The sequence below is a fragment of the Rufibacter latericius genome (assembly GCF_003721515.1).
Taxonomy (GTDB): Bacteria; Bacteroidota; Bacteroidia; order Cytophagales; family Hymenobacteraceae; genus Nibribacter; species Nibribacter latericius.
The window spans coordinates 301,346-317,272 of the sequence record NZ_RJJD01000004.1; the positions used below are offsets into that span (position 1 = coordinate 301,346).

A 15,927-nucleotide genomic window follows, 5' to 3' on the forward strand; every position below is an offset into this window, starting at 1 on the left:
GTTGATTTTACCAGTAGCTATAAAACAGAGAGGCCCGTCTTCTGGACGGGCCTCTCTGTTTTATAGCTACTGGTGTAGGCTATTTCAATGCAATTGGATCTGGTTTTCCGTCTGGATCGCTGGTTACCGAGCCTTGCGAGTTTACGCGTCCACCAGTGAGGGCCAGAATACCCGCTACGTGCGGCGCAGCGTAGGACGTTCCGTTTCCAGAAACGTATCCGCTTCCTTTCCAGGTAGTTTTGATGTTAGTGCCTGGAGCAGCAAACTTCACCGAAGCACCATAGTTGGAAGAGGGGTTGAACTTGCCGAAGGAGTCCATGTTAGACACCACGTATACATTAGGTGCTACCACGCGGGCAGGAGAATCGTTCTTGCAGTCAATGTAGCTGTTGCCAGAGGCTACTACTACAAACATTCCTTTGGCAGCAACTTTCTTTACCAAATCATCTAGCATGGTGGAGGCAGCTACCCGGAGGCTCATGTTTACCACGTCTCCAGCTTTGCCGTTGGTATACGCATAATTTAAGGCTGAGTAGATACGGGTAAGCGTACCAGCGCCAGCGTTATCAAATACACGCAGCGCTACAATGGTGGCGTTTGCGGCAACTCCCACAACACCTACATTGTTATTCTTGGCTCCAATGATACCGGCTACTCCTGTGCCATGTCCGTAACCATCTTCCCAAGAGGTAACACCTGAGATGAAAGATTTGCTACGGATTTTATCTACGTTCAGGTCTGGGTGCGTAGACTGTACGCCTGAGTCAATGACCCACACCGTTTTACCGGTACCGTCGCCGTAACCTACACGGGCAACGCCCCAAGGAATAGTTTGGGAAGTGATAGTAGTGCTGGTAGTGGTTTCGGCTAGAGGAGTAGCTACTGCATCCCCTAACTTCACTGATTGTTCTGCTTCAACGTACGCTACGTTCTCATCTTGCATTAGTTGGCGAACCTCCTCTTTGCTAAAATTGCCCGTGAACCCGTCTGATGCGCCATCAAACACATCGCTCACTCGGCTCTTGTTGATGCCTAATCTCTGGAATAAACGCTCTCTTAGTTCTTGTTTAGAAGCGGCACTGCCGTTTTTCATGACAACAATGTACTTGCCTTCTACAGTTTTAGAAGAAGTAGCAGGAGGAGTCGGCGCAGGAGCCGTTTCTTCTAAAAGCTCGTCTTTCTGACAACCTGCCATGGAGAATACTGAGGCCAAGGCAAAAAATGAGACGGCTTTTTTGAAATTCGTTGATCGCATAGTCAATCGTTTTGAGTTAAAGACAGTTTGCAACGTAACCTTGTGCTACGCACTATCGTAACCGCTCATTTTTCTTTATGGTTCATTCAACTTTGAAAAGAAGATGAAGTAGTACTGCTAATAGAATAAAAAGGCGAGGAAATATTATATATAATAGGGCTTTAGCCTTGCTGCTTAAGGTTCTTGTTGAATAATTCTTATGGATTTGTAATTAGTTAAGTAGAAGTTGCGTTTTGGTATAATGCGTTACCTGTTAATAGCTTAGAACAAGGAAAAACCCTAAAAGAGATGGCTTCAGGATGATTGTTGAGTTTGTTTCTTTAAGGTTCTGATTTCTACTTACTCTTTTAAGTTCTTTATTTCTAATGGGCATGGATGAGATGTTCTATAAAGGCTGTCTTTTTAATAGTTTATAAAAGTTACTAGTAACATGATCTTGTTAGAGCCCGTTGCCATAATATATTAAAAATTTAATATATTATGGCAACGGGCTTTTTGTTACAACTTATTTGAACTTCCTATTTACAGGTAATTACCTTCCTCTATTGCTCTATGCTATTTCACTTAATTAGATAACAACTGGTTAAGTAAGTGAAACTTGATTAAAGCTTAGGTTTTTGATCCAAAAAAGAATCTACTATTCATAAAGGCCTTTGTTGTGCATTGAAACTCTTTACTCATTTCACTCCAAAATATGTGTTTTTACCTGAGTAGGAAAGAGGTCTGAGCCTTATTAGTTTAGGGTGTTTCATACAAAATTTAGACAAGTATAGTTTGATTTTATTGGATAGTTTCTAAAATTAAGTATGCATGCATACTTAATTTTAGAAACTATCCAATAAATGTCTATGGTTTAATCTAGTAATATACTTATATTTCAACTAAAGGTTATATGGTTTAAATAATTAAATTTATACCTTATAAAAGAAACTTAGGCAATGTCAAGATGGGAAGAGTTATATGTATTTACATCGATTAAGCTTTATGCAAATATGATTATTTTGATCGAAAATTGTTTTAATGCCTATTGATACATATTTCTAATTGTGTTTGATAGAATTTAATAAACATGCGCCTTACGTGGTAAAATGCATGTTTATGTACGTTTGCGGGATAAGTACAATTTATAAAAGTGGTGGATTGATAGATAGGATCACCAAATTTGTAGGACTAGTTAAAAGAGATAACTAAGTAATACAATAATTTACAATGCCTATTACCCATTTTATGAAAAAATTGTACTCAACCAGTGATGGCTTCATTAATGAATCATGTTTACACTGGCTGCTAATAGTTGCGTCAGTTTTTAAAAAAGGCAAATATTACCGAATTAATTATTTAGGTAAAGTTGCCACCATTGTGCTAGTACTTATTGCTTTTACTGCAGTTTCCAATGCTTTCGCACAAACTAATTATGCGCCAGTTGCTAGTAACGTAACTGCTAATAGAATTAACAATATTGGAAGACAGCTCATTCGCCCGCTTCAAGGTACGGATGCCGAGGGACAGGTACTTACTTATATAATAACTGATCTAAACCTTGGAGTTGGAGGTGGTAATAGGGGAGTAAGTGGTAGTTTGCATAAAGGAAATGTTACAGGGGTGCTAGTGGTTGGTGATATATTATCGGCATCAGAGGTGCAAAATCTTTTCTATACGCCTCCTACTTCACAACAGGGGAATCAAACTGCTACACTTGTTAATGGCACGCATAGCTTTACTTACGTTGTGAATGATGGAGTAAATAATTCTACTCCAGCCACATACTATCTTCCGGTCGGGCAGGCTCCTGTTCCCTCCCCAACTAGTATGATCATTAGTCCTGTATTAAATACAGCAGGTGAAATCAGCATACCATCTCCTTCTGCAACAGGTGGGGCAATAAACGGATATATCATTGTAAGACCAGCAACTACCCAAGGTCAACTTCATTACAGCACTACCCCGACAGGTGTCAAAACATTAGTTGGATCAACTGCGGCAACGGTGAATAGTGCCACTGTCTTCTTATGGTTTACGCCTTCCGCTTCTTACGAAGGTATTGCTACATTCACTTATGTTGCAAGAAATGGGGATGGAAACACTACAACCGCCGCCAACCAGGCTACTTATTCTATTCCGGTCTATAGTAAAAGACCAGTTGTAAGCAACGTTACTACGGTGGCTATTCCAAAAACTGCTGGAGAGAAACCAATAAATCCTTTGACTGCTACAGCTATTTTAGAAACAACTATCTCTAGTTTCATTATTTCTAATTTGCCTACTGCTAGTGCCGGTACATTGCGCATTAATGGTTCTCCGGCCACGGCGGGCACATATTCTGCTACAAACGGACAATTGGCAGGATTAACTTTTGAACCAAATCCAAATCTTGGATCTGGCACTACCAGTGTGACATTTAGCTTCCAGGCAACCAACAACGAAGGAGCTATTAGCTCAGGAACGGCTATTTACACTATTCCTATCCCTAATGACAATGCTTCGGTTTACTCAGTGGCTAAAACATCTTTTAATAAAGACGCACTGTCAAATGGCATTATATTAGCTACCCTTGCAGATGCAGATGGAGGAATTGTGTCTGCATCTGCAGTAACAGTAATGCCCAACGGAATGGCTCTTAACCCTTCTACTGGAGCAATCACTGTTAGTAACATTGATGAGCTAAGTGCAGGTGAATACACAAGGTATATCAACACAGTTGACGCAAAAGGAGGTAAGTCGTACATAACAGTAGTCATCAACATTGTAAATGATAGAGAGGCTGTTTATACTACTACCAACACGTTCTTTACAAATGTTGGCCAGGGAGTGACATTAGCTACGGTAAGTGATTTGGATGGGGCAATAGTCAATGCTTCAGCAACAGGTTTAGAAAGCTGGATGACGTTAAATCCTACTACTGGGGCCATCACAAGAAATGGATCCGCTGCTATTCCCGCAGGTGCTTACACAAAGATCATTAAAATACTAGATGCAGCTGGGGGTAAATCAGATGCAGAAGTGACTATTGTAATTAATAATGCAACGGCTTCTTATAATTATATCTCGCAGCATTATTCTATTTATGCCTTAAAACCAAATACAGTGGTAGGTACGGCTGTTCTTTCTAGTGGAGCTGCAATATCAACAGCTACCCTTGCACCAGGGGCTACTGCTTTACCTAGCTTCCTGAGGTTAAATCCTGATGGAAGTATAGCTGTTAATACAAATAAAGTTGTTGTAGGAAAATACTCCAGTATTATCAGATTAAATGGCTCTATAGATGCACCTGTTGTTATAGATGTAAATGATGACATTTACCAAATTAACAATGAAGCATTTAAGTTAGGTGATAATAACTACAGGCTAACAACGGCTGAGGCTAATAAAAGAGGGGAGGTTTGGAAGACTACCCCTGTGGACCTTTCTAAGTCTTTTGAAATCACGTTCAAAGCAAACTTTGGGAGTATAGATGCCAATGGAGCAGATGGTATTGCTTTTGCCTTGCAGCGGCATGGCAGTAATCCTCTTTTCGCTTACGGGCAGACCGGAGAAGGCCTAGGGGTAGGGCACGGCGCAAGTACTGCAAATCCAAGAACAGGTGGTATCTCCCCTTCTGTAGTAGTTGAGTTTGATACATGGCAAAATACAGCAGTGGCAGCAAGTATTGAGCCGGTGTATGATCACCTTGCTGTATTCTTAAACGGAGAAGAAAGAGCCCCTGTTACTCCTGTTGTTCCAATGAAAGGTACAACTGCTGCTCCAGTAAACGTAGAGGATGGGGCAAACCATTTGGTTAAAATCATTTGGAATAAAGCAACCAATAAGCTCTCTGTTTACTTTGACAATAGCTTAAGAACAGAATATAGTTCAGATTTAATTGCAAATGTCTTTGGTAACAACCCAATGGTTTACTTTGGTTACTCTGCCAGTACAGGTGCAAGTATGAATGAACAAAAGATTTCTGAGATTAATTTCTCTCTACTTGATACTGATGGTGATGGGTTTGCTGATGCCAGTGACTTAGATAGTGACAATGATGGCATTTCAAACCTAGTTGAATCAGGTAAAGACAATAATGGTAACTTCATCAATCCATTTGGAGACCAGAATAATGATGGATTAACCAACTACAAAGATCCTGTGTTCTGTGCAAGTATAGGAAGTTTCCTGAATAACAAAGGCGTTTGTGCTAGCTTAGATGTTGATGGTGATGGTCTAATCAATGCACTTGATTTGGATAGCGATAATGACGGTATTCCAGATGCTGTTGAAGCAAATGATGGCGTGTTGAAGTCTAATATGACTCTAAGTGGTCAATACCCTGTTTCATTTTACTCTGTTCAAACTGATACAGATAGAAATGGGATGATAGATGCTGTGCAAGGGGAGAATGCATTGCTAAATGGTGATAAGGATGGGGATGGAATACCAAATGCTTTAGACCTTGATTCTGATGGAGATGGAATAGTAGATGCAGTTGAGGCTAACAATGGGGTGTTGCCGGCAGATATGACCTTAAATGGCCAATACAGTGTAGCTTTTATGTTCTTAAATGACCTGAATCTAGATGGTATAAATGATGCTCTTGCTGCTAACCCATTATTTACTAAAGACAGGGATATGGACCAGGATGATTTGTTTAACTTCTTAGATCTTGATAGTGACAATGATGGTTTGCCAGATGTCTTGGAGGCGCAAGATCAAAATAGAATGGTAGTTAAGAAAGGTTTAGATATCAATAGGAATGGTATTGATGATGCATACGATGTTATTATAAGTGGTGGTGCTGCTTTGACTCCTCTTAATACAGATGGTGATTCTAATCCAGACTTCCTTGATCTAGATAGTGACAATGACCTGTTTTTGGATTTTGAAGAAGCGTTCGATAAAAATGGTGATGGTAAATCTGAAGATGACTTTATCAAAATGGCAAGTGAGTTTGGAGAAAGGGTAAATGATAAAACAATTTACACCCTTACGCCGGAGAAGAATGGGCGTCCAATTTGGTTGGCTTATGCTTCTGACTCTAGGCTTAATTTATTAAGTACTAAAAGTAGTTTGCCAGCATTGTACAGAGACGTAAATAGAAATGGTCTTGTAGATTTATTTGATTCTCAAGCTTTCGGTGAAGAGTCTACTGTGAGTACTACAAATTACTCTTTCCGAAGTGCAGGTGCAAATGTCCCGCTTCCTGTTAAGTTAATCAATTTCTCTGGTTCTCAAAAAATAGGGGGGATTCAGTTAAAGTGGGCTACTGCTGCTGAAAAAGATAATGACTTCTTCCAAGTAGAGCGTAGTCAAGATGGTAAGGCCTTTGCTCTTATTGGCCAAGTGAAAGGAAACGGAACCAGCAATGTATTGCAGAGCTATAGCTTCGTAGACGCTTCTGCTCCAGCAGGTACTGTGTACTACCGCCTGAAGCAAGTTGATTTTGATGGCAAATTTGAGTACTCCAAGGTAATTGCTTTGAAAGCAGATGGTAAGACTAATGCTCAAGCTTCTTTGAGTGTATACCCTAATCCAACTTCAGGGAAAGTATTCTTTACTTCTGCTGAACTGGAAGGTGCTGCCACAGTGACCTTGTATAATGCAAATGGTCGTGCGATTTCACAGAAGCAAGTTGAATTGAAAGTTGGGGAGCCAATTGCTCTTGATTTATCTGCCCAAGCTGCAGGTGTCTACTACCTACAGGTGCAGACTGATGTCAACAAAGTTACAACTCGCGTAGTAAAGCAATAAGGAATCTGTTTTATTCCAAAACAGCAAGGGCCACCTCTTTATAGAGGTGGCCCTTGCTGTTTTGGTCCTTTTAGTGTTTCACACTTCTAATGAAAAAGTACCGTTCACAGCAAAGAAGTTGAATGCTTGGTGCTTTATGCCTGTTTCCTGAAAAGTAGGTCGAAAATAGATTAGGTAGTAAAAGTAAGATCTAAAGCATAGGGTAGGCCTTTGAACTTGGTTCTTTACCGAAGCGAGAGATAAGGAGGTGGGTAGTTTGTTTTACTCTCTGTTGTGGCCTTTATGCAATATGGGAGCTCAAATGTTCGTCTTTGGCTCTTGGGCGTCTTTTTACTTTTCTCCGGTATTTAGGCATGAAGTGTTTTTGAGAAGGGGTGAGTAAAGGTTAATGAAGTATTTTGTTGCAATAATTTTCTCCTTCTTTTTATGTATTTTCCGATATCAGCAGAATAGAAGTATAATTATAAGCGGTTTAATAAAATAGCTTTGTATAAGGCAGGTTTTTAGAATTTTGAAAAGAAATGTAACTAAATACCACAGTTAATTTTTATTAAACAATCCAAGTAGCTTGTGTTCAAGTTTGCCTTGCTTATTTACTAATAAAGTATTGAATTAAATAAATAAAAATCTAGTCTGTGCCTTTTTCTGGGATTGTCAAATAGGATTTAACCGAAGAATGGAAAGGCGTTAGTGTTTCACTGGAATTCATTGAATTAAATACAATTATCCTCAACTTTATAGGGTTTGTCGAAATCCTTGACATGCAAATGTCCTAGTTGTTTAAAGTAATTGTGTTTTTCATGAATTTAATGCGTTTTTCAAAGAAGCTTTTGTGTTTAGTTTTTTGTTTGTTCTTTTTGCAGAGTAGTGCTTTTAGTGGGAACCTTATCAACTTTCCTTGGCAACAAAATTTTACTTTTCTTCTTCCTTCGGGATCCGTCTCATACCCTGGTAAGCAATTAACCGCCCAGCCCGACTTGGTGGCATTCAAGGAGAGTTCCATGGTTTTAGAGACCTCTCCAGAAACAGTGGTAATTGAGATAGGTCTAAGTAATGTCACTAGTACTCCAACCGCAGCCTATGCCAACCTGAAGTATAACAAAGCAGGCGTGTTCAACTTCGAGATGGATGACAATAGCGGCAAAGCAGTGGATGTCTTTAGAGTCCTGAACGGAGGCACTGCATCAAATGGAGTTACCTATCCCGGTAAATTCTTTACAGATGGCTGTGGAAATAAAATCAACTACCGCGGGGCTGTTGCCTTGAACTTCCTTAATAATTATAACCAGGACCAGGTTGTGAACAATGCTGCTGGAAAGAAGATAAACCAGGAAGGCCTAAATCTTTTGGTGGGAAATAATTGGACCCTAGAAAACCACGGCTATGCCCACAGTGCAGGCAATACTTTAATCGATGGCGATATTGCCAAAAACATCCACGAAAACACCAAGGTTTTCTACTCTAAGATGGCAGCGGCGGGGCTTCCTTACCGGATCAGGGTAGCGGTTACCCCCACCAATGACGAAGGCTACCAGCCCACTGCCAAACAATTGGGTTATATTGGATTAACAACGCAAACCCGAAGGGATGACGCTTCTTTGTTCAGTGGGTACGCGGCCCTGTCTCCAGACTGGACTCAAATGCTTTACACGCACAGGTCCTTCAATGATAAATGGGATCAGACCACCACAAACTCCTTCAAAGAAAAGATAGACCGTCTGCTGCTTTTAAATGCAACCACTGCTACTCCACAAATGTTCAGATTAGGTACTCATGGGCCCGATCTTCCAAAATGGGCAGAGTTGATGGACTATTTGCAAACGGCCTCTAAGGACAGGGTTTGGGTTCCTTCCTTGCAGGAGTTGATTGAGTATTTCGAGGTGAAAAGATTGCTGGTCAGAACATCCACCTATGATGCTACGGCCAAAAAGTTGATCATTACTTTGAACTACTCGAAAATACCAGAGCACAACAGGTTCAGAGATGTCTCGCTTTTGATTAAAGGAGCTAATGTCACTTCGGTGAGTGTTAAAAGTGGCAGCTTGGACAAGGTGTCTTTCAATTCATCTACCGGTTTGATCAATTTGTACAAGGTGAAAAAGACGTTTGCCAATCCAGCCTTAGATGTGCTTCCTCCAAAAATCGTGAGTGCTACCCTTACGGGTTCTAATAAAGTAAGAGTTGTGTTTGACCGTTCGGTTTCTCTGACTAAAACAGGCTTCTCCATAAAATCGGGCGGGGTAGAGGTGCCGGTATCCGAGGTGATTGGTCAAGGAACTGTGTGGGACTTGAAGGTGCTAAGTACTTACACTAGTTCAAGTGTGTTGTCTCTCTATTACCGCATGCAAAGGGGGGCCGCAGTGGATGCGAGTAATTCCACTTTCAAGGTGGGTAGCTATATTGGGAAAAAGATAGTAAACAAAATTGGCGCTGTAAGTACCTCTGGCATGCAATCTTTAGAGTTAGACAGTTTTGAGACAGATAGTTTGGTTGCTTCTGAGCATTCTTTGCAGGCTTATCCTAATCCAACTACGGGCAATGTGTACATTATTCCTGCTGCTCTTTCAGGGCAAGGAGCCATTACTGTCTATAATAGCAATGGTAAAATAGTCCTGCAGCAAAAGGTTCAGGTGGAGAAAGGCCAGCCTTTGCTCTTGAACCTGGATGAACAGGCAAGCGGTTTTTATACGCTGCGCCTAGAAACATCTACCGGAGCGCAGGTTTCAAGAATAGTAAAACTTTGATTCTTAATCTAATTATCAGTTAAGTAAGAGACTGTCTGCACCCATAGACAGTCTCTTTTCTTTTTAGGCAAAAGGGTAGCTGGTGCCTTAAGCTTGTACATATTTTCTGTTTACAATGCAGAAAACGGTTAGATAATAGACTGAGTTGCTTTTTCAAAGATTTTGTCTGGTCTCTTATAGTCCTTCTCTCTGCCTCCTTCCTGTTTTCATCTTTAAGTTGCGTCTTGGCCTTTAGCATTCCTTAATTGCTTAGAAGCAGATGCTATATTATAAAATCACTTTCTAAAAGCTGGCTTCCAGCTCAAGTTTAGTTTGGGCTTGCTATAAACATCCAACAAAGCTGAACGCATGCTCCCTTAAGGTTTATGTTTGAAGGTAAAGTACTGCCTTTGTTGAAATTTGTTATATGATTTTTTCAATAAACTATTGAAATTACTATAAATATACAAAGATATATTTGGGGTTTGCCTCAGTAACTGAAACAATTAAGGAATCTTTTTAAATAAAACAATTTTAGATGTTGTGCCTTTTGTTAGCCATTAAGCCTTTAAAAGTATATAATTTTATATAAATTTTATAATATTAAGTTAACTTAATTAAATCTAAATCGATTTTTGTAGCCCAGTTTATCATAAAGAACATCTATGGAATAGATGAATTTTTTTGATCAAATTTGTGTACTTAATACAATGTGTTATTGGTTGCATTTTATTTTAAGTATAATAATATGATTTTTATATGAAAAAACTGTACGATAATTCCAAAGTTTTTTGTTTGATGCTATGTTTGCTCGCCATTCAAATGGCTGCGAATGCACAGGCGCTTTTGACATCAACGGGTTATTCTGAAAATTTTGATGGAATAGGCAACAATACTAGTTGGGCAGATAATAATACTAATCATGTGTTAGGTTGGTACACCCGAATTGTGACAAATAATGCACTCACTACTATGAAGGTGCTTGGCCCAACCACTGATAAATTAAATGGACCCGAACAATTGTTTATGGTAAACTTTGGTAGTTCCCCAGCGAGTCAAGACAGATCAATTGGATTTAGAGTGAATAAAAATAACAGACCTGTATATGCAATTCTGCGGCTAAGGAATACGACGGGTAAGGACTTAAATCAAATCAATATTGAGTTTGATCTTAAAACTATTTACAATGGAACGGGGGACACACCGAATGGAATGGTAATGTCCTATAGGAAGGGGGCAAGTGGAGTGGAAGGTACTTTTACCGGTACTACCGGCTGGACCCAAATTGAAAATGGAAAACTTTTTACTAATAATGCATTGCCAGGTACTACCGCTGGACTAGTTGCACCAGTAAATCACAAAACTCTTATATCTAATATTTCGCTAGCAGATCAAGAAGAAATCTTTATCCGCTTTGTAGACTCCCATACAAACGGTAGTTCAGGATCCGAAGATGATTTAGCAATAGATAATGTTAAGATTATTCCAGTAAGAAATTTCTATAATAAACCATTGGTTTCTTTTACTGAAGGAGATGTAACTACTTGGGCCATAAATAGAAATGGTACTGGACAAACATCTTCAGATTTTACTAGTAATTGGCAGAGGTTTATTGTACAGCATGATATATCTCTAGAAGGCCCTTTAACTGTAAGTGGAGAAGGCTCCAAAATTATAGTTGAGACAGGAAAGACACTCACTTTAAATGGAGTTTTGACTGGGTCTATAGATTTAGAGGGAACAGCTAAGTTAATAATCAATACAGGTACTTTGCCCACCTTTGGCACTCTCAGTCCAAGTAGTACTATTGTTTATAATGGGTTAAAGACAGCAGGGAACGAGTTTGGGGAATTTGAGAATTTGATTATTGATGGAAGGAATGAGGATGGGGTGAATAGGGAAATAGGGAGAGAGGTAACTGTAAAAGGAACTCTTTCTTTAATAAATAGAGGTAAGTTAGATTTAAAAAGCCACAATTTAACAGTAGTTGACCCAAATTTTATTTATGATTCAAACAGCTTCATCAAAACCACCGGAAAAGGTTCTGTAAGAATGAAATTGACAGCGGGAGGAAGTTCCATGATTCCAATTGGTGTTACTACTATTTCTCCTGTAAGGTTAACTCTTATAAACGGGAATGAGGATTATTTTAAAGTTCGTACTATAAATGAATTATGGAGCCATTATGATGCAAGTGGGAATCCCTCAGGAGTTAAATTTGATTCTAAGGCAGTCAATAAAACTTGGTTTGTTGAGGAGGAAAATCTAACAGATTCTGCGGAAAATGAAATGAAGGTTGCCCTTTACTGGACATCAACAGATGCTGCATTAGGGTTTGGCTCTGAACCTAACATACATTTGGGACAATATGTGAATCTGGCTTATTGGAGTCATGGCCCAACAATTCCTAAGCCAGTTGCTGTAAACAGTATCTTCTCTGTTGAAAGGCCTGGTTTGTCCTCCCTTTCGGTATTTGCTGTTTATTCTACTGCTTTAGCCTCTACTCCCGGAGTTCTTCCAGTTGAACTTACAACTTTCACAGGCAGTAGATCTGGGAATGTGGTGAATTTGGCTTGGTCCACCGCATCTGAGAAGGATAATGACTACTTCAAGGTAGAGCTCAGCCAAGACGGAAAATCTTTCCGGAGCCTTGGGCAAGTAAAGGGTAACGGGACAACCAACGTGGCGCAGGAATATAGCTTTACTGATGCCGCAGCCCCGGCCGGTACCGTCTACTATCGCTTGAAGCAGGTGGACTTTGACGGCAAGTTCGAGTACTCCAAAGTGATTGCGGTGAAAGCAGCCGGAAGGGCGACAAGCCAGGCTTCGCTTGAGGCTTACCCTAACCCAACTTCAGACAAGGTGTACGTGACTTCCTCAAAATCGAGTGGGCAAGGAACCCTCACAGTCTATAATAGCAATGGCAAAACGGTGCTGCAGCAGAAGTTGCAGGTTGCTGGAGGACGAGCTTTGCTTTTGGACCTGAGTAGCCAGGTGAGTGGTTTTTACACGTTACGTCTGGAAAATGAAACTGGAACGGAGGTTATTAGAGTGGTCAAGCATTGATTCTTATTCTAATTTCAAATTCAGAAGGAGACTGCCTACTCAAGAGGCAGTCTCTTTTCTTTTTTAGCAAAGAAGTAGCATAGGCGTGAAATTCTTTTTTCTGAAGTGGAGAAAGCAACTGTATGACAGGTCCAATTAACTTGAAAAGCATTTTGCCAGTTCTGGTAAGTTCTTCTAGTCCATCTCTGCTTCGAGCCATATTCCATCTTGGAGGTACCCTGGCTCCCAACATTTATTAAGTAAAAAGCTTCAAATTTCATATGATAATAGGAGCATTAAGAGGCAAGTTCCCGGCAAAGCTAGGATTAGGCTTGCGGAGATGTAAGCAAAAGGCTTATTGATGTACTTTCAAACTTGTGGATGACTTACTCACTTTGGAGAAAGGTGTTGTATAAATTTTTAAATAATCTTATTAAATATATATGAAAATTTAAAGAAGTTTCTTTTGCTTCTTACTACTATCTTCTAGAGGTATGTGGCTTCTTTTATAGAACAATTCTAAAGGTAAAACCTTTCTTCTATCAATAAAATAAAGAAAATTGTAAATCAAAATTGGATAATATATATATAAATTAAACTTTAATTCATTTATTGCTAACTTCTTGTATCATGAATGCATAAGCGAGATAGCTGGATTTGATGAATTATTTTGTTCAAATTTGTGTAATAAGTACAAGAAAATGTAGGTACTGTTTAATAAATAAAAGTTTTATAAAAATTTGTTATGAAGAATGTATACTTATTTAATGAAGGTGGTTTGGGTTCTAAATGCTTCTCAGAAAAGGAGGTAGTTTATTCCAGTAATCTTCGTGTAATCAGTAGGATTTTATGCGAAAATATTTTTATTAAAAATTCTTTTTATAAGAAGATTTCATTAGTAGTGCTACTTATAACATTCTTGTCACTTGTTGGCACTTCTTTTGTTAAAGCACAAAATGTAACTTTTACTCCCGCAGGCTCCTTCTGTGTTGGTAGTTCAATCACAGTCAGTATAACCAATGCCCAAAGCGGTGAAAGGGTTCACACAGTTGAAGTTTATAGCGGGAATTCTCAAAATCCTCAGCGTCAATTTGTAGAGAGGTTGGGAACAATCACAACTACCAATGCCTCTAATAATGCTGGAACTCGCACATTTATTTTAACAAGTGCCTCAATTGGGGGTGGAAGATTCATTAGAGTAGAGGCAGGTAATAGAATTGCTTTTTCGGCAGCATCTTTTACTGTAAATCCTCCTGCTAATGCCCCATTAAACCCAGTTAATAAATCCTTTACATATGGTGATGATGAACCAGATAGAACTTTAAGTGTAACAGTTCCTTCAGGTCAAATCGTTAAATGGTATACTACCTCAACTGGTGGTACATCAATTACGACAGGTCTTTCGTATACGCCAACCACTCCAGTTGATTTCGGGACATATACTTACTATGCAGAGACGGAAAATTCTAATGGATGTGCCAGTGCCAGAACGCCAGTAATCCTAACTATAAGGCAAAAAAAGTTAACAATCATAAACGCGGTAGCAGCCAGCAAAACATATGATAAAACAGCAGCTACTACCATCACTGGCTCTTTGGATGGTATCGAATCTGGTGATGAAGGTAACGTTAGCCTTAGCGGCCTAGGAGTTTTTGCCGATGTAGTAGTTGGGTCAAATATTGCTGTCACATCTGAAAGTGTGTTGACTGGCCCAAGGGCATTTAATTATTTCATTGATCAACCTACGGGACTTACTGCTGCTATTACTCATAGACCATTAAATGTAGCGGCAGTTGGTGTAGACAAAGTGTATAATGCTAATACTGATGCAACAGTTACGTATACATCAGATAAAATTATCTCAGACATAGTACAGCCTGCTTTTACTACGGCTACTTTTGTAGATAAAAATGTTGGACCTAATAAGCGTATTACAGTTACCGGCATCACCATTGATGGAGCAGATGCAGGTAACTATACACTTGTCAATACCACAGCTGAGGCATTTGCTGAAATACGTGTCAGGTCTCTCCCGGTAACAGGTGTAACTATAGATAATAAGGTGTACGATGGAACAATCGTTGCCAACCCAGGAGGGGCTCCATCTGTTAGAAGTGGTGTCTTAGGGGAAGATGAAGTTACCTTAAACACTAATGCTGTTGTAGCAACATTTTTAAATAAAAATGTTGGTAATAATAAACCTGTCACTGTTGCTGGATACACAATTTCCGGTATTGATGCTCGTAATTATGACATTGCTCAACCCGTTAATCAGGTTGCTAATATTACAGAACTTGAAATTAAAGGCACATTCAAGGCAGAGGATAAGATTGCAGATGGAACAAATACCGCCACAGTGGTAGAGAATTCACGTCAATTGATAGGGCACATTGTAACAGATGATGTATATCTTGTTGGTGGTACGGCAACTTTTGCAACTTCAGCGGCAGGAGAGCAAACTGTTACCTTAACTGGCGCAACACTTGCAGGCAATGATGCACCTAATTACATCTTAGACCCTTTAATTCAAACTACTGCTTCCATTACTGGCCCATTGCCGGTAGTTCTTGTGTCTTTTACCGGAAAACAAACGTCAAACGCTTCTGTCCTTCTTTCTTGGGCTACGGCCTCAGAGAAAGACAATGACTTCTTCCAGGTTGAGCGAAGCCAAGACGGAAAATCTTTTGGAACCATCGGTAAAGTAGAGGGCAATGGTACTACCAACGTGGTGCAGGAATATAGTTTCACCGATGCTTCTGCTCCGGCGGGTACTGTCTATTACCGACTGAAACAGGTAGACTTTGACAGCAAATTCGAGTACTCTAAAGTGATTGCGGTGAAAGCATCAGAGAAAGCAGCAGATCAGGTTTCTTTAGAGGCTTATCCTAATCCAACTCTGGGTAAGGTGTACGTAAGGTCTATGGAAGTCAATGGCCAAGCTGCCGTTATCCTAGTTCATAGCAGCGGAAAAGTTGTTTCAAGAACTCAAGTACAAGTAGAAGCAGGAAAGCCTATTACTCTTGATCTGGCAAATCACACTCCTGGGGTTTATTACCTGCAGGTTCAGACCAGCACAGGTAAATCTACCACCCGCATCGTGAAGCAATAAGTAAGCAGTTTAGTCGAATACAAAGCAAAAGGCCACCTCTATAGAGGTGGCCTTTTGCTTTGTATTGTTATTCT

General features: G+C 39.7%; 5 protein-coding genes. 4 read left to right on the plus strand and 1 reads right to left on the minus strand.

Annotated elements, in window-relative coordinates; genetic code table 11:
• Nucleotides 1-79 precede the first annotated feature (79 nt).
• On the minus strand, nucleotides 80-1,255 hold the full coding sequence (locus EFB08_RS09210; RefSeq protein ID WP_123126648.1) for a S8 family serine peptidase: 1,176 nt from the start codon (nucleotides 1,253-1,255) through the stop codon (nucleotides 80-82).
• Between the two features lie 1,227 nt (nucleotides 1,256-2,482).
• Here EFB08_RS09210 and EFB08_RS09215 point away from each other — a divergent pair.
• The 4 genes from EFB08_RS09215 (at nucleotide 2,483) to EFB08_RS09230 (ending at nucleotide 15,853) form a co-directional block, all read left to right on the plus strand.
• On the plus strand, nucleotides 2,483-6,976 hold the full coding sequence (locus EFB08_RS09215; RefSeq protein ID WP_165864842.1) for a lectin-like domain-containing protein: 4,494 nt from the start codon (nucleotides 2,483-2,485) through the stop codon (nucleotides 6,974-6,976).
• Nucleotides 6,977-7,752: 776 nt separating this feature from the next.
• Nucleotides 7,753-9,720 carry a T9SS type A sorting domain-containing protein gene (locus EFB08_RS09220; protein WP_125077692.1) on the plus strand — a complete coding sequence of 656 codons (1,968 nt, stop codon included), beginning with the start codon at nucleotides 7,753-7,755 and terminating at the stop codon, nucleotides 9,718-9,720.
• A 738-nt stretch (nucleotides 9,721-10,458) separates the two neighbouring features.
• Nucleotides 10,459-12,765 (plus strand): T9SS type A sorting domain-containing protein, encoded by a 2,307-nt coding sequence (locus tag EFB08_RS09225; RefSeq protein ID WP_123126651.1) that lies wholly within the window; start codon nucleotides 10,459-10,461, stop codon nucleotides 12,763-12,765.
• A gap of 724 nt (nucleotides 12,766-13,489) precedes the next feature.
• Nucleotides 13,490-15,853 (plus strand): YDG domain-containing protein, encoded by a 2,364-nt coding sequence (locus EFB08_RS09230; RefSeq protein WP_123126652.1) that lies wholly within the window; start codon nucleotides 13,490-13,492, stop codon nucleotides 15,851-15,853.
• Nucleotides 15,854-15,927 lie beyond the last annotated feature (74 nt).